The sequence below is a fragment of the Orrella sp. JC864 genome, from assembly GCF_037026685.1.
Classification (GTDB): Bacteria; Pseudomonadota; Gammaproteobacteria; order Burkholderiales; family Burkholderiaceae_B; genus Orrella.
In genome coordinates, this window is record NZ_JBANET010000008.1 from 58,629 (window position 1) to 74,180 (window position 15,552).

Sequence of the window (15,552 nt, forward strand, 5' to 3'; positions counted from 1 at the left end):
GTTCCTCCCGGGCATCGCCCATAGTGATGGACATAGCGGCACAGAGCCGCAGTCGTCACAAGCACAAGGGGAATCGCAATGAAGACATGGATCGCAAAGGCCATGGCGGGCGCGCTGGGCGCAGCCTGCATGCTGGCCGCCACCGGCCCCGCGGCCGCGCAGGACGCCTACCCGGAACGGCCGCTGCGCCTGATCGTGCCCTGGGCCGTGGGCGGGTCCACCGACATGCTGGGACGGCTGCTGGCCGAGCGCATGGGCCGCGAGCTGGGCCAGGCCATCGTGGTGGAGAACCGTCCCGGCGCCACCGGCACTATCGGTTTTTCGCAGGTGGCGCGCGCCCCGGCCGACGGCTATACCCTGCTGCTGGGCACCAACAGCACCTTCGCCATCGCGCCGCATTTCTACCCTGACCTGAACTACGACGTCTTGCGCGACTTCGCCTCGGTCGGCATGATCGGCGTGAACCAGCAAGTGCTGTGCGTGACCGCCGACTCGCCGCTGCAATCGCTGGACACGCTGCTCGAACGGGCCCGGCGCCAGCCCGGCGAAGTGACCTACGCCTCCTCCGGCGTGGGCGGCTCCAGCCACCTGGCCACCGAACTGCTGATGGCCAGGCTGGACTTCGACATGCTGCACGTGCCCTACAAGGGCGGCGCGCCGGCCCTGCAGGCCATCATGGGCAAGCAGGTGGACATCGGCTTCGTGGACATCAGCCTGGCCGAACCCTTGATCAAGGGCGGCAAGCTGCGCGCCCTGGGCACCAGCGGCACCAACCGCGCGCCCACGCTGCCCGACGTGCCGACGCTGGCCGAGGCCGGCGCCCGGGATTTCAGTTCGCTGACGACCTTCAGCCTGCTGGTACCCGCGGGCGTGCCCGCGCCCGTCGTCTCGCGCGTGAACGCTGCGCTGAACACGGCCCTGACCGACCCGGCCGTGATCGATCGGCTGGGCGCGATGGGCTATGAACTGACGCCCGGCGACGCGCAGGCCTATGTCGAGCATGCCCGCGCCGAGAACGCCAAGTGGGGCGAACTGATCACCGAACGCAAGATCACCCTGACCCAATGAATCCCGCCACCCCCGCCGAAACCGGCAGCGCGTCCCTGCTGCTGTCCCCGCTGCGCATCCGCGACCTGACGCTGCGCAACCGCATCGTGGTCTCGCCCATGTGCCAGTACGCCTCGCAGGACGGGCTGCCCGGCGACTGGCACCTGGTGCACCTGGGCCAGTTCGCGCTGGGCGGCGCAGCCCTGGTGTTCACCGAGGAAACCGCGGTGGCGGCCGAAGGCCGCAAGACCTATGGCTGCGCCGGCATCTATGGCGACGCGCACGTGGCCGCCTACCGGCGCATCACCGACTTCATCCGCAGCCAGGGCGCGGTGCCGGGCATCCAGCTGGGCCATGCCGGGCGCAAGGCATCCTGCGGGCCGCCGTGGACGCAATTCCGGCCGCTGACCGAACAGGACGCCCAGGCGGGCATGCCGCCCTGGCGCGGCGTCTCGGCCAGCGAGATGCCCGCCAAGCCCGGCGCGCTGGCCCCGCGGGCGATGGACGCCGGGCAGATCCGCGAAATGATCGCGCTGTGGAGGCTGGCCGCGCGCCGCAGCCTCGATGCGGGCTTTCAGGTCTGCGAAATCCACGGCGCCCACGGTTACCTGATCCACCAGTTTCTTTCGCCGCTGTCGAACCTGCGCCAGGATGCCTGGGGCGGCGACCTGCAGGGCCGCATGCGCCTGGCGCTGGAGATCGCAGAGGCGGTGCGGGCCGAGTGGCCGGCCGGGCTGCCGGTGTTCTTCCGCGTCTCCGCGGTCGACGGCGAGGGCGGCGCCTGGAACATGGACGATACGGTGGCGCTGGCGCAGGCCCTGCGCGAGCGCGGCGTGGACGTGGTGACCTGCTCATCGGGCGGGATCAACGGACCGCTGAACATGGCGGTGGTGCCGCGCACGCCGGGCTACCAGGTACCCTATGCCGCCCGGGTCAGGCGCGAGGCCGGCATGGCCGCCTGCGCGGTCGGGCTGATCACCGAGCCGGCCCAGGCCGAAGCCATACTGCGCCGGGGCGACGCCGACCTGATCGCGCTGGCGCGCGAGCTGATGCTGGACCCGCGCTGGCCCGTTCGGGCCGCGCGCGAACTGGGCGCACCCGACTACCTGGATCTGCTGCCGTCCGACTACGCTTGGTGGCTCAAGCGCCGGGAGCAGATCCGGGCGCTGTCCGATGCTGGCTGAAAGCGGCCTGCGCCGGCTGCACGCCCTGCGGCAGCCGGCGCGTGGCCAGCACGCCCATCAGCGCATCGAGCAGTGCCTGCGCCGTACCCGAGAGCGAGCGGATGTTGCGGGTGACCAGGAACAGCTCACGATACAGGACAGGCGTGCCCAGCGGCCGAAAAGGCAAGGTCTCCAGTTGGTGGGTGCTGGCGGTCAGGGCCGGCAGAATGCACAGCCTGCCGCCCAGTTCGAGCATGGGATAGAGCGAGGGCGAACTGGAGACTTCCTCGCGGTATTCGGCCAGGTCGAAGCGCTGCAGCGTGCTGCGGTGCACGCTGCCGACCTGGGTATCCGAGGCCAGCCCGACGAGGTCGCGCTTGTAGGCGGAAACCTCGCTCCAGCCGAGCTCGCCGACCTGCTGCGCCAGGGGATGGTCCGGACTGCACACCACGCCGTAGCGGTCCTGAAGCAGGGGCGTGTAGTCCAGGCCGTCGTAGTCGGACAGGCGGCTGGTCAGGCCAAAATCGACCTCGCCGTCGCGCACGCGCCGCTCGATCTCGGCCGCCCCGCCCTCGCGCACCGACAGCGTTACGGCCGGACAGTCGGCCTGGAAACGCGGCAGCGCCGGCACCACCAGCCAGGCCAGCACCGAGGGCGCCGCGGCGATGCGCAGGTGTCCCTGCGCCTGCAGGGCCAGCGACTTCAGGTCGCTGACGATGGCGTCGAACTGCGCCAGCACGCCGGCGGCCTGCCGATGCAGGTGGCGGGCCGCGGGCGTGAGCGTGACGCTGCGCGTGGTGCGCTCGAACAGCTTGACGCCGACGTCCTCCTCCAACTGGTGGATGGTGGCGCTGAGCGAGGACTGGGTCAGGAACAGGCGCTCGGCCGCACGCGTGAACGAACCGGTATCGGCGACGGCGACGAAGCTGCGCAGGTGGCGCAAGGCGATCAGGGAAGCCATGGACGTATCGCGATCCTGTGGAACGGCGGAAACAGCCCAAGAATATATAGGCATGATTAATTAATCAACAGTTATTTTTCATTGGTAGCTGTCAATCCGAATTCCTATCATGGCGGCACCTGCTCCGTTTTTTCAATCGAGGCTTTTGACGTGAACGCTCCCAGCGACTTGCCCGCCGTCCGCGATGCCCTGCGCATCGCCGTCGACATCGGCGGCACCTTTACCGACGGCGTTGCCATCCGCGAATCCGACGGCCTGATCTGGGTCGGCAAGACCCTGACCACGCCCGAGGACCCCGGCATGGCGGTCTCCGAAGTCACCCGCGACCTGCTGCGCCAGGTGGCGCAGGCCGGCCCGGCGCCGGGCCTGTCCGAAGTCGTGCACGGCACCACGCTGGTCACCAACACGCTGATCGAGCGCAAGGGCGTGCCCACCGCGCTGGTGACCACGGCCGGCATGCGCGACGCCCTGGACATCGGCCGCGAATGGCGCTATGACTTGTACGACCTGGAACTGGCCCTGCCCGAACCGCTGATCCCGCCTGCTCAGCGCGTCGAGCTGGACGAACGCCTGGACGCGGCTGGTCAGGTGCTGGCCGCGCCCGAGCGCCAGGCGCTCGAACAGTTGGCCGAACGCGTCAAGGCGCTGCGGGTGCGGTCGGTGGCGGTCTGCCTGCTGCACGCCTACCTGAACGACAGCCACGAGAAGCTGGTGGGCGAGACCCTGCGCGCCGCGCTGCCGCAGGTCGAGGTCTCGCTGTCCTCTGAACTGGCCCGCGAGGTCAAGGAATTCGAAAGAACCTCCACGGTGGCGGCCAACGCCTACGTCAAGCCCATCGTGGCGGACTACCTGCGCCAGCTCGAAAGCCGGATCGCCGCCGTGCAGCCGGACACACCGCTGCGCATCATGGTCTCGAGCGGCGGATTCACTTCCGCCCCTGCGGCCGCGCAGACGCCGATCTTCCTGCTCGAATCCGGACCCGCGGCCGGCGTGCTGTCGGCACTGAACACCGCCCGCAACCATGGCGTACGCAAGGTGCTGGCCTTCGACATGGGCGGCACCACGGCCAAGGCCTGCGTACTGGCGGGCGACGAGCCGCCGGTGGCCCACAGCTTCGAATGCGCCCGGGTGCACCGCTTCAAGCGCGGCTCGGGCCTGCCCATCCTGATTCCCAGCATCGACCTGATCGAGATCGGCGCCGGCGGCGGCTCGCTGGCCCACGTCAACCGGATGGGCCTGCTCAACGTCGGGCCCGAGTCGGCCGGTTCGGTGCCCGGGCCGGCCTGCTACGGCCTGGGCGGCACCGAAGTCAGCGTGACCGATGCCGACCTGCTGCTGGGCTACCTGAACGCCGACAACTTCCTGGGCGGCGAAATGCGCCTGCGCAAGGACCTGGCGCTGGCCGGCGTGCAGCGCCTGGCCAGCGCGCTGGACATGGCGCCCATGCAGGTGGCCTGGGGCATCCATGACATGGTCAACGAGAACATGGCCAGCGCGGCCCGCATCCACATCGCCGAGAAAGGCCACGATCCGCGCGGCTTCACCTTCGTGGCCACCGGCGGGGCCGGCCCCGTGCACGCCGTCGAGGTGGCGCGCAAGCTGCGCATCCCGCGCCTGCTGGCTTCGATCGCGGCCGGCGCCGGCTCCTGCCTGGGCATGCTGGCCGCGCCTGCGCGTGCGGACCGCGCCTGGTCTCAGCCTGCGCTGCTCGAGGAGATACGCTGGCAGGAGGTCAACGAACGGCTGGCCGCGCTGCACGGGCAGATCGCCGGCGAACTGCGTTCGGCCGGCGCCGACGAGCAGGCGCTCGAATGGAACATCGGGGTGGAAATGCGCTATGACGGCCAGGGCGACAGCGTGTCCGTGGCCCTGCCCTGGCAGGTTTTCGGCGAGGACGCGGACGCGGCCGTGCGCGGCGCATTCGAATCGCGCTACCGCGAGCTGTACGGCCGCCTGGTGCCCGGCGCGCGCGTGCAGGCCCTGACCTGGCGCCTGACCGGCCGCTCGCGCGACAGCGTGCGCAGCTTCCGCTGGAGCGGGCGACAAGGCGCGGCCGCCGAGCCCAAGGCACGCCGCGACATCTACCTGCCGCTGCGCCAGGCCTTCGGCACCGTGGACGTCTACGAACGCTACGCGCTGCCACCCGGCACCCGGCTGCAAGGGCCGCTGGTGCTGGAAGAGCGCGAATCCACCCTGGTCGTCCCGGTTCGCGCGGACGTGCAGGTGCTTGCCGACCTGACGGTCTCCGTCGAAATCAAGGAGTTCGAATGATGCATGCCGCCGTCCCTCACGCGAGCGCCCGGGCGGCGCGCCGCGACCGTTTCGACCCGATCGAGCTGGAAATCCTCTGGAAGCGGCTCATCAGCATCGTCGACGAAGCCTCCACCACCTTCGTGCGCACCTGCTTCTCGACGCTGGTGCGCGACGCCAACGATTTCGCCGTGGTGCTGACCGACGCGCAGGGCCGTTCGCTGGCGCAGTCGACCATGAGCATCCCTTCGTTCATCGGCAGCCTGCCCGCCACCGTCAAGCACTTCCTGCGCAAGTATCCGGCCGACAGCCTGAAGCCGGGCGATGTCCTGGTGACCAACGACCCGTGGATGGGCACCGGCCACATCCACGATGTCAACACCGTCATGCCCATCTTCCACGAAGGCAAGGTGGCGGCTTTCGCCGCGGTCACCTCGCACCTGCCCGACATCGGCGGGCGGCTGCGCAGTAACGCCAACCGCGAGATCTACGAGGAAGGCCTGCAGATTCCCATGCTCAAGCTGCTCGATGGCGGCGAGGTCAACCAGACGCTGGTGGACCTGATCCGCCAGAACATCCGCGTGCCCGAGCAGGGCATGGGCGACATCTGGGCGCAGGTCAGCGCCTGCCGCATGATGCAGGAGCGCCTGCTGCCGCTGCTCGAGACCACCGACCTGCAGGCCCTGGGCGCCGAGATACGCCAGCGCTCGGAAAGCGCCATGCGCCAGGCCATCGCCGCCCTGCCCGACGGCAGCTACGAGTCCGAGGTGCTGCACGATGGTTTCGAGGAGCCGATACGGATCCGCTGCCGGCTGGCGGTACAGGGTGAGCGCATAGACATCGACTACGCCGGCTCCAGCCCCCAGCAACCGCGCGCCGTGAACGTGGTGCCCATCTACGCCTTCGCCTATTCGGCCTTCCCGATCAAGGCGCTGCTGTGCCCGGACGTGCCCAACAACGAGGGCGGCTTCCTGCCCATCACCACGCACGCGCCGCTCGGCTCCATCCTGAACCCCACCTATCCGGCGGCCTCGGGCGGGCGCGGCGCCATCGGCCACATGCTGGCCCCAGCCATTTTCCTGGCGCTGGCCGACGTGCTGCCCGACCGGGTCTGGGCCTCGGGCTCGGCCAATTCCTCGGTCACGATGTTCGGCCAGTACCGGGGCCGGCCTTTCAACGTGGTCAACTTCGTCAACGGCGGGCAGGGCGCCACCGCCGCGCGCGACGGCTATTCGGCCCTGTCCTTTCCCGCCAACCTGGGCAACACGCCCGTGGAAATGATGGAAGCGCTGGCGCCCATCCGCATCCTGCGCCGCGAAATCCGGCGCGGCAGCGGCGGCACTGGCCACCACCGCGGCGGCGACGGCATTTCGCTGGAGTTCGAGATCACGCCGCAGGCCACTTCCGTGTCGGCGTCGTTCCTGATGACGCGCCTGAAGTATCCGCCGCCCGGCCTGAGGGGCGGGCAGCCCGGCCAGCGCGGACGCCTGCTGATCAACGGCAGCCCCGCCGATCCGACCGAGCAGCGGCTGCTGCGCCCCGGCGACCGGATCCTGATGGAGACGGCCGGCGGCGGGGGGTGGGGTGGCCCACCCCCGAAGCGCTAGCGCGTGTCCCACCTCGCGGCTGGCAGGCCACTCGGATTCGCCAGGCACCGTACAGTCCTCAAGGACTGTACGGTGTCCGGGCTCATCCCCCTCAAGGGGGCACGCCTGCGGACCGGCGGGGAGAACCCACCCCCGAGGCGCTTCGCGCCTCCCCCTCAAGGGGGCGACGCTGGCGGACTGGCAAAGCCAGCTCCGCGGCCTCCCCGCTGGACCGAGGTTTACAAGGGGGTGGCTTTCCGCCGAACCCTATTTATCTTTAATAGCGAATAATCGTTCTTTATTTTTCATTGGAAATGCCAAATCCGGGTTCCTATGATGACGGCGTCACATGAACAAGGAGATGGCATTGGATGCATGGGCCATAGGGATCGACATCGGTGGGACCTTCACCGATGTGGTCGCCCTGGAATACGCGACCGGCGCGCTGCACAGCCTGAAGGTCCTGACCACGCACGGCGACCCGGCGCAGGGCGTGGCCGACGGGGTGCGGCGGCTCATCGAGGCGCGCGGCATCGAGCCGGGCGCGGTGGTGCGCGTGGTGCACGCCACCACGCTTTTCACCAACGCGCTGATCGAGCGGCGCGGCAGCCGAACGGGGCTGCTGGTGACCGAAGGATTCAAGGACGTCATCGAGATCGGCCATGAGCGCAAGTACGACCTGTACGACCTGAACATCGAGGCGGCGCGCCCGCTGGTCGAGCGGCGGCTGCGCGCCGAGATCGGCGCCCGCATGGACGCCGCCGGCAAGGAACTGGCGCCGGTGGACGCCGAACAGGTCAGGCAGGCCGTGGGCGCGCTGGTCGAGCAAGGCATCGAATCGCTGGCGGTGTGCCTGCTGCACGCCTACGTCTCGCCCGCCCACGAGCAGGCCGTGCAGCGCATCGTGCAGCAGGCCTATCCGCAGCTGGCCCTGACCCTGTCCTCGGACGTAGCGCCGGTGGTGCGCGAGTTCGAGCGGCTCTCGACCACCGCGGCCAATGCCTACATCAAGCCGCTGGCCAACCGCTACCTGGACCGGCTGCAGGCGCGCCTGGCCGAGCTGGGCCTGCGCAGCGGCCTGCTCATGATGCTGTCCAACGGCGGACTGGCACACATCGACGAGGCCAAGCAAACGCCCATCGAGCTGCTGGAATCCGGGCCGGCGGCCGGCGCGATCTCGGCCGCGCGCCATAGCGCGCAGGACAAGCAGCCCAACCTGCTGGCCTTCGACATGGGCGGCACCACGGCCAAGCTGTGCCTGGTCGAGCAAGGCCAGCCGGCCATCGCCTTCGGTTTCGAGGCCGCCCGCCAGAAGCGCTTTGCCGAGGGCAGCGGCCTGCCCATCCGCATCACCACCATCGACCTGATAGAAATCGGCGCCGGCGGCGGCAGCCTGGCGCACCGCGATGCGCTGGGACTGCTCAAGGTGGGCCCGCAAAGCGCCGGCTCCGAGCCCGGACCGGCCTGCTACGGGCGCGGCGGCGAGCAGGCGACCGTAACCGACGCCAACCTGGTGCTGGGCTATCTGAACCCGGACTACTTCGCCGGCGGCACCGTGCCCATCGACGTGGACCTGGCCCGCCAGGCGGTCGGCGCGCTGGCGCGCGAACTGGGCTGTGACCCCGTCCAGGCGGCCTGGGGCATGCACGACATCGTGGCCGAGAACATGGCCGCCGCCGCGCGCGTGCACGTGGCCGAACGCGGCAGGGATCCGTGCGACTTCGTGCTGCTGAGCACGGGCGGCGGCGGCCCGCTGCATTCGTACTACGTGGCGCGCAAGATCGGCGTGAACACCATCATCTGCCCGCCGGCCGCCGGCGTGGCCTCGGCCTACGGACTGCTGGTCGCGCCGGCGCGCGCCGACCGCTCGCGCACGGTCAGCGTGCGCCCGGCCACCGACGCGCTGCAACGGCTGGAGGCGGTCTTCGCCGAACTGGAAGGCCAGGCCGGCGCCAGCCTGGCGCCGCTGGACCCCGCCTTCGGGCCGGTGCGGCTTGCGCGCCAGGCCGACGGCCGCTATGCGGGCCAGGGCTTTACCCTGACGGTGGACCTGCCCGCGGGCCCCTACGATGGCGCGGGCGCCCCGGCGGCCGACCACGTGCGCGCCGCGCTGCTGGCCGCCTTCGAGGCCGGCTACCGCGAGAAGTTCGGCCGCACGCCGCCGGACGTGCCCATCGAACTGGTGAACCTGCGTGTGACGGCCCTGGCGTCGCCGCGCCAGTCGATCGCGCTGGCCGGCCTGCGGGCGGGCGGCCAGGCCCCCGTCAAGGCGCGCCGTGCCGTGTACTTCCACGAAGCCGGGCAGTACCTGGACACGCCGGTCTATGACCGCACCGTGCTGCGGGCGGGCTTTTCAGCCAGCGGACCGATGCTGATCGAGGACGAAGGCTCGACCCTGGTGGTCGGCCCGCAGGGGCACGTCGAGCAATGGGCCAGCGGCAATCTCGTCATCAAGCTTCAGGAGCAGGCATGAAAACCGGCCAACGCAATACCCGCAATGCGGACGACCCCATCTTCCTGGAAGTGTTCTGGACCCGCGTGCGTTCGGTCGTCAACGAGGCGGCCAAGCTGATCGTGCGCACTTCCTTTTCCACGCTTTCGACCGAGGCCAACGATTTCGCGGTGGTGCTCACCGATACGCAGGGACGCGCGCTAGCCGAAAACAGCGGCAGCATCCCCTCGTTCATCGGCACCCTGCCGGCCACGGTGCGCGCGGCGATCGAACGCTTCGGCGTGCAGGACATGCGCGACGGCGACGTCTTCATCACCAACAACCCCTGGATCGGCACCGGGCACCTGAACGACGTGAGCCTGGTCAAGCCGGTCTTCCATGGCGCTCGCCTGGTCGGCTTTGCCGCCACGGCCGCCCACCTGCCCGACATCGGCGGCAAGATCCGCTCGGTCGACGCGCGCGAACTGTTCGAGGAGGGCTTCCACATCCCGCTGATGCGCCTGCTGGACGAAGGCCGGCCCGACGAATCGCTGCTGACGCTGCTGCGCACCAACGTGCGCACGCCCGAGCAAAGCGTGGGCGACGTCTGGTCGCAGGTGGGCGCGGTTGAACTGATTAGCGCACGCCTGTGCGCCATCCTGGACGAATACGGCCTACAGGGCGTGGATGAACTGGCCCAGGCGCTGTTTGCCCGCAGCGAGGCGGCCATGCGCCAGGCCATCGCCGCCTTGCCCCGCGGCGAATACCGCTACACCATGCAGACCGACGGCTTCGAGCAGCGCTTCTGCTATACGGTCACGGTGCGCATCGGCGCGGGCGAGATCGAATGCGATTTCACCGGCACCTCGCCGCAGCAGCCGCGCGGCATCAACTGCGTGCTGGCCTATACGCGCGCCATGACCGCCTATGCGATCAAGTGCCTGCTGCTGCCCGATCTGGCCAACAACGACGGCCTGTTCCGCCCCATCCGCGTGACCGCGCCCGAAGGCTCCATCCTGAACCCGCGCTTTCCCGCGCCGGTGGGCGGGCGCGCCTGCACCGGGCATTACGTGCCTGTGGCCATCTTCGGGGCGCTGCACGCCGTGCTGCCCGAGCGCGTGATGGCCGGCGTGGGCTCGCCGTTGTGGATCGCCAACCTGAGCGGCACCCGCCAGGACGGCCGGCCTTTCGCCACGGTGCTGTTCTACAACGGCGGGATGGGCGCCACGTCGGTCAAGGACGGCGCCTCGGCGATGTCCTGGCCCAGCAACATCTCGGCCACGCCGGTGGAGGTGGCCGAACGCGAGGCGCCGCTGTTCTTCAAGTACAAGCGCCTGCGCCCCGGTTCGGGCGGCAGCGGCGCCTTGCGCGGCGGCCTGGGTCAGGAGATCTGCTTTGCCAGCCGCCACGACACCCCGCTTTCCATCGTCTTCCTGACCGAGCGCCTGAAAGTGGGCGCGCCCGGCCTGGGCGGCGGCGGGGACGGCGCGCTGGGCGCCGTGCTGATCAACGGCCAGCCGGTGGACAGCCGCAAGCCGCAGGTGCTGGCGCCCGGCGACGAAGTGATCCTGCGCACGCCCGGCGGCGGCGGCTACGGGCCCGCGCAGGCCCGCGACCCGCGGCTTTGCGACGAAGACTTCAGGCAAGGCTACGTCGCCCAGCCCGCCTAAAGCGTCCGTGCGCCACGCCCGGCGCAGGGGCCGGGCGGGCCTTTTCTTTCTCACCAACCAATAAAAGGGGAAATACCATGAGAACGACCATTGCAACGCAGTTGTTCGCGGCAGCCTGGACCAGCCTTGCGCTGGCCGCCCCGGCCTGGGCGGCCGACGCCGCCGCCGGCTATCCCGACAAGCCTATCCGGATCGTCGTGCCCTACCCGGCCGGCGGCTCCACCGACGTGCTGGCCCGCACGCTGGGACAGAAAGTGGGCGAGACGCTGGGCCAGCCGGTCGTGGTCGAGAACCGCGCAGGCGCCAGCGGCAACATCGGCGCGAGCTACGCCGCCAAATCCACGCCCGACGGCTACACGCTGTTCCTGGGCACCTCGACCGCGCTGTCGGTGAACGAAAGCCTGTATGCCGACCTGCCCTATAGCCCCCAGCGCGATTTCGCGCCGGTCGTGCTGGCCACCATGCTGCCCAGCATCGTGGTCGTGAACGCGAACTCGCCCCACCAGACGCTGCAATCGCTGACCGAGGCGCTCAAGCAAGGCAGGCAGGCCACCAACTACGCCTCGGCCGGCAATGGCACGCCCTCGCACCTGGGCGGCGAACTGTACAAGCGCATGACCGGGGCGCAGGCCGCGCACATCCCGTACAAGGGCGGTGCGCCCGCGCTGACCGACCTGGTGGGCGGCCATACCGCCTATATGTTCGCCATCCTGCCCGAGTCCATGCCGCTGGTGCAGAACGGCCAGTTGCGCGCACTGGCGGTGACCACCCGCGAGCGCCTGCCGGCTTATCCCGACCTGCCGACCGTAGCCGAATCGGGGGTGCCCGGCTACGAGCTGATCGGCTGGTACGGCTTTCTGGCGCCGGCCGGCACGCCCGAGCCGGTGCTGGCCAAGCTGAACCACGCCTTCAACCAAGCCTTGCAAGATGCACCGACGCGCGCCAAGCTGCAAGGCCTGGGCTTCGAGATCGTGGGCGGACCCGCCAGCCGCCTGAGCGAATTGATGGCTTCGGAATCGGCCAAGTGGAAGCAGGTGATCGAGCAAGCCGACATCAGGATCGAGTGAGCTTGCCCGCGCCGGCCGCCGCGCGGCCCCGCCTGGGCATTTTGCCATGCAGGACGCGCACGCCGGTCAGGGGTTTCTTGGCCATGGTTTCGCCGATCAGCGCCAGCAGCATTTCCGCGCTCGGGGACAGGGCGCGCAGCTTGCGCGTGACCAGGCAGACCTCGCGGGACAGGCGCGGACCCTTCAGTTCGCGAAAGACGTAGCCCGAATAGCCCACGGAATGCGCCACCAGCGCCGGCAGGATGGCGTAGCGGTCGCCATGGCGCAGCAGGGCATGCAGCGAATTGGTGCTGGAGACCTCGTCGTGCGAGCCTTCGAAGAAGGCCGGCTGGCCCGAATGCTCGCGCAGGTATGCATAGATGCCGGTATCGGCGCTGAAGCACACGTGGCCGGCCGGATCCAGCGCGGACCACGGCAGCGGGCCGCTGCGACCGGCCAGCGGATGCGCGGCATCGCAGACCACGCCGTAGCGGTCCTCGAACAGAGGGGTATAGATGAGGTCTTCCAGGCCCTTGTGCCTGCTGGTCACGGCGAAATCGATCTGGCCGTTGGAAACCATGGTCTCGACCATCTGGGCACCGGCGTCGCGCAAGGCCAGCGTCACGTTGGGATGGAGCTTGCGAAATGCATGGATGGCATCGGCCAGGAACAGGTCCATTACCGAAACCGGCGCGGCCACGCGCAACTGGCCCTGCCTACCCTGGGAAAAGGCCTGCAGGTCGCTGATGGCGCCGTCGAACTGGCTCAGGATGCGCTCGGCCTCGGCCTTGAAGCGCTGCGCCTCGCGAGTCATGGTCACCCGCCGCGTGGTTCGGTCGAACAGCCGCACGCCCACCGCCTCCTCGAACTGCTGGATGGTGGCGGTCAGCGAGGACTGCGTCAGGAACAGGCGCGAGGCGGCGACCGTAAAGGAGCCCGCCTCGGCGACGGCGACAAAACAGCGCAGGTGGCGCAGCGACAGGTTGCGGATCATGCGGGTCTCCGCCCGCCGGAATGTGCGGACGGCGGGCGCACGAAGAATATATTGACAGAACCGAACAATCAACAAATATCAATTATTTGTTATGAATAAATTCGCAGCCTAGAATTTTTCACACCCCCGGATCGACCGGCACGGAAAACGCTCTTTCATGCAAGCAACTGTCACGCGCCCTTTGCGCATCCTGCTTTCCTCCCAGTGCGCCGATAATCTCGGCGCGCAGGTCGCGGCCGCCCTGGGCCGGCGCCCCCATGAAATCGTACGCGCCAGCCCGCGCGTGGACGATGCGCCCGGCGACGTGGACATCGGCTTCATCTCGCGCGACGTCACCGGCCTGTCCACCAAGCACGTTGTCCAGGAGCCGTTGCAGGCCTTCTATGCCAGCCTGCGCCGCTCGCCTGCATTGCGCTGGGTGCACGTGCATTCGGCCGGCGCCGACCGGCCCATCTTCGCCGAACTGCGCGAGCGCGGTGTGCAGGTCAGCACCTCGCCCGGCGCCAACGCCGAGGTGGTGGCGCAAACCGCGCTGGCCGGCGTGCTGGCGCTGGCGCGCCACTTTCCGCTTTTGCTCGAGGCGCAACGCCGGCGCGAATGGGTTTCGCTCGTGGCCAGCGGCCTGCCGGCCGACCTGGCCGGACAACACGCCATCGTGGTGGGCTGGGGGCCCATCGGCCAGCGTATCGCCGGCTATCTGCGCATGCTGGGCCTGCGGGTGACGGTGGCACGCCGCCAGCGCGAACCGGGGGCCGGCCCGGACCTGTCCACCATCGCCTATGCGGAATTGGACATTCATGCCGCCCAGGCAGACTGGCTGGTGCTGGCCTGCCCTTTGACCGAGCAGACCCGCGGCCTGGTCGGCCCGGCCACGCTGGCGGCCATCAAGCCGGGGGCCCGCCTGGTGAACGTGGCACGCGGCGAAGTGATCGTGCAAGCCAGCCTGGAAGCGGCCCTGCGCGAGAGCCGGCTCTCGGGCGCCTACCTGGACGTATTCGAATTCGAACCGCTGCCCCGCGACAGCGCCCTCTGGCAAATGCCCAACGTCATCGTCACGCCCCATTCGGCGGGACATTCGGACGGCAACGAAAGACGCGTAGCGCGGATTTTCCTCGACCTGCTGGGCCAGTGGCGCGATTGACGCCGCCGGTCCCGCCCACTTCCAATCGAACGACATGGCCCTGATCGCATCCCGAATCGAACGCATCAAACCCTCTCCCAGCTCGATGGCCGGCCAGCGCGCGCGCGAACTGCGCGCCGCGGGCCGCGACATCGTCAGCCTGACCTCGGGAGAACCGGACTTCGATACGCCGCCCAACGTGACCGAAGCGGTGGTGCGCGCCATGGCCCAGTCGCGCACCAAGTACACCGACGTGGGCGGCACGCCGGAACTGAAGGACGCCATCTGCGCCAAGTTCGCGCGCGATAACGGCCTGACCTACCGGCCCGAGGAAGTGGTGGTCGGCAACGGCGGCAAGCAGATCATCTTCAACGCCCTGCTGAGCACGGTGCAGGAAGGCGACGAAGTCATCGTGCCCACGCCCTACTGGGTGTCGTACCCGGACATCGTGCTGCTGGCCGGCGGCCAGCCGGTGTTCGTGCCGGCCCCGCCCGAACATGGCTTCAAGCTGCAGCCGGCCGACCTGGAGCGGGCCATCACGCCCCGCACCCGCTGGCTGGCGCTGAACAGCCCCAACAACCCCAGCGGCGCGCTGTATTCGCGCGAGGAACTGCTGGCCCTGGCCGAAGTGCTGCAAAGGCATCCCCACGTCTGGGTGCTGACCGACGACATCTACGAGCACATCCGCTACGACGGCCGCCCCTACTTCACGATGGCGCAGGTCGCGCCGGCGCTCAAGGCGCGCACGCTGACGCTCAACGGCGTGTCCAAGGCCTACGCCATGACGGGCTGGCGCATCGGTTTCGGCGCGGGGCCGGCGCCGCTGGTCAAGGCCATGACCAAGCTGCAGTCGCAAAGCACCTCTGGCGCCTCCTCGATCAGCCAGGCCGCCGCGACGGAGGCGCTGAACGGCCCGCAGGACTTCATCGCCGAGCGCTGCCGGACCTTCCAGGCGCGGCGCGACTACCTGGTGGCACAACTGAACGGCATGCCGGGCCTGCGCTGCCACGTGCCCGAAGGGGCCTTCTACGCCTTTCCGGACTGCGCGGGGCTGATCGGCCGCCGAACGCCCGCCGGCAAGGCGCTGCAGACCGACGCCGACGTGGTCATGTACCTGCTGGACGAAGAAAACCTTGCCGTGCTGCAGGGCGATGCCTACGGCGTCTCGCCCTACTTCCGGCTTTCGTACGCCACGGCGATGGACCGCATCGAAGAGGCCTGCGCGCGCCTGCGCCGGGCCTGCGAAAAACTGGCCTAGCCCCGGCGGGCGGCAAGACTGCGGCG

Annotated in this window: 11 protein-coding genes; 9 read left to right on the forward strand and 2 right to left on the reverse strand. The window is 69.4% G+C overall.

Annotated features, from left to right (window positions below; genetic code table 11):
- The first annotated feature begins 78 nt into the window (after nt 1-78).
- The gene (locus V8Z80_RS09785) at nt 79-1,068 is read left to right on the forward strand and encodes a Bug family tripartite tricarboxylate transporter substrate binding protein (RefSeq protein ID WP_336061875.1); all 990 of its coding nucleotides are present in this window, start codon (nt 79-81) and stop codon (nt 1,066-1,068) included.
- Nucleotides 1,065-2,231 carry an NADH:flavin oxidoreductase/NADH oxidase gene (locus V8Z80_RS09790; protein ID WP_336061876.1) on the forward strand — a complete coding sequence of 389 codons (1,167 nt, stop codon included), beginning with the start codon at nt 1,065-1,067 and terminating at the stop codon, nt 2,229-2,231. Before V8Z80_RS09785 ends, V8Z80_RS09790 begins: the two co-directional genes overlap by 4 nt.
- On the opposite strand, the gene V8Z80_RS09795 is transcribed toward V8Z80_RS09790, so the two are convergent.
- Nucleotides 2,188-3,171 (reverse strand): LysR family transcriptional regulator, encoded by a 984-nt coding sequence (locus tag V8Z80_RS09795; RefSeq protein ID WP_336061877.1) that lies wholly within the window; start codon nt 3,169-3,171, stop codon nt 2,188-2,190. The two genes, V8Z80_RS09790 and V8Z80_RS09795, sit on opposite strands and share 44 nt — an antisense overlap.
- A gap of 150 nt (nt 3,172-3,321) precedes the next feature.
- Here V8Z80_RS09795 and V8Z80_RS09800 point away from each other — a divergent pair, with 150 nt between their 5' ends.
- The 5 genes from V8Z80_RS09800 (at nt 3,322) to V8Z80_RS09820 (ending at nt 12,175) form a co-directional block, all read left to right on the forward strand.
- On the forward strand, nt 3,322-5,442 hold the full coding sequence (locus V8Z80_RS09800; RefSeq protein WP_336061878.1) for a hydantoinase/oxoprolinase family protein: 2,121 nt from the start codon (nt 3,322-3,324) through the stop codon (nt 5,440-5,442).
- Entirely contained in the window at nt 5,439-7,028 is a 1,590-nt protein-coding gene (locus V8Z80_RS09805) for a hydantoinase B/oxoprolinase family protein (RefSeq protein ID WP_336061879.1), read from the forward strand. Before V8Z80_RS09800 ends, V8Z80_RS09805 begins: the two co-directional genes overlap by 4 nt.
- A 328-nt stretch (nt 7,029-7,356) precedes the next feature.
- Nucleotides 7,357-9,480 (forward strand): hydantoinase/oxoprolinase family protein, encoded by a 2,124-nt coding sequence (locus V8Z80_RS09810; protein ID WP_336061880.1) that lies wholly within the window; start codon nt 7,357-7,359, stop codon nt 9,478-9,480.
- On the forward strand, nt 9,477-11,108 hold the full coding sequence (locus tag V8Z80_RS09815) for a hydantoinase B/oxoprolinase family protein (RefSeq protein WP_336061881.1): 1,632 nt from the start codon (nt 9,477-9,479) through the stop codon (nt 11,106-11,108). The genes V8Z80_RS09810 and V8Z80_RS09815 overlap by 4 nt, the downstream gene beginning before the upstream one ends.
- Before the next feature lie 77 nt (nt 11,109-11,185).
- Entirely contained in the window at nt 11,186-12,175 is a 990-nt protein-coding gene (locus V8Z80_RS09820; protein ID WP_336061882.1) for a Bug family tripartite tricarboxylate transporter substrate binding protein, read from the forward strand.
- Here V8Z80_RS09820 and V8Z80_RS09825 read toward each other — a convergent pair.
- Nucleotides 12,162-13,148 carry a LysR family transcriptional regulator gene (locus V8Z80_RS09825; RefSeq protein ID WP_336061883.1) on the reverse strand — a complete coding sequence of 329 codons (987 nt, stop codon included), beginning with the start codon at nt 13,146-13,148 and terminating at the stop codon, nt 12,162-12,164. The genes V8Z80_RS09820 and V8Z80_RS09825 overlap by 14 nt on opposite strands.
- Nucleotides 13,149-13,305: 157 nt before the next feature.
- On the opposite strand from V8Z80_RS09825, the gene V8Z80_RS09830 reads away from it, so the two are divergent.
- Together V8Z80_RS09830 and V8Z80_RS09835 are read left to right on the forward strand one after the other, a co-directional pair.
- A complete protein-coding gene (locus V8Z80_RS09830) occupies nt 13,306-14,289 on the forward strand; it encodes a D-2-hydroxyacid dehydrogenase (RefSeq protein WP_336061884.1) in 984 nt (327 codons plus the stop codon).
- Nucleotides 14,290-14,323: 34 nt separating this feature from the next.
- Complete coding sequence (locus tag V8Z80_RS09835; RefSeq protein WP_336061885.1) at nt 14,324-15,526, forward strand: pyridoxal phosphate-dependent aminotransferase; 1,203 nt, start codon at nt 14,324-14,326, stop codon at nt 15,524-15,526.
- Nucleotides 15,527-15,552: the final 26 nt, after the last annotated feature.

Bases quoted from the DNA above. Each gene is read 5' to 3' on its own strand.
- V8Z80_RS09820 (WP_336061882.1), top strand. From the start codon at position 11,186: ATGAGAACGACCATTGCAACGCAGTTGTTCGCGGCAGCCTGGACCAGC.
- V8Z80_RS09815 (WP_336061881.1), top strand. From the start codon at position 9,477: ATGAAAACCGGCCAACGCAATACCCGCAATGCGGACGACCCCATCTTC.
- V8Z80_RS09830 (WP_336061884.1), top strand. From the start codon at position 13,306: ATGCAAGCAACTGTCACGCGCCCTTTGCGCATCCTGCTTTCCTCCCAG.
- V8Z80_RS09795 (WP_336061877.1), bottom strand. From the start codon at position 3,171: ATGGCTTCCCTGATCGCCTTGCGCCACCTGCGCAGCTTCGTCGCCGTC.
- V8Z80_RS09785 (WP_336061875.1), top strand. From the start codon at position 79: ATGAAGACATGGATCGCAAAGGCCATGGCGGGCGCGCTGGGCGCAGCC.
- V8Z80_RS09810 (WP_336061880.1), top strand. From the start codon at position 7,357: ATGAACAAGGAGATGGCATTGGATGCATGGGCCATAGGGATCGACATC.
- V8Z80_RS09805 (WP_336061879.1), top strand. From the start codon at position 5,439: ATGATGCATGCCGCCGTCCCTCACGCGAGCGCCCGGGCGGCGCGCCGC.
- V8Z80_RS09790 (WP_336061876.1), top strand. From the start codon at position 1,065: ATGAATCCCGCCACCCCCGCCGAAACCGGCAGCGCGTCCCTGCTGCTG.
- V8Z80_RS09835 (WP_336061885.1), top strand. From the start codon at position 14,324: ATGGCCCTGATCGCATCCCGAATCGAACGCATCAAACCCTCTCCCAGC.
- V8Z80_RS09825 (WP_336061883.1), bottom strand. From the start codon at position 13,148: ATGATCCGCAACCTGTCGCTGCGCCACCTGCGCTGTTTTGTCGCCGTC.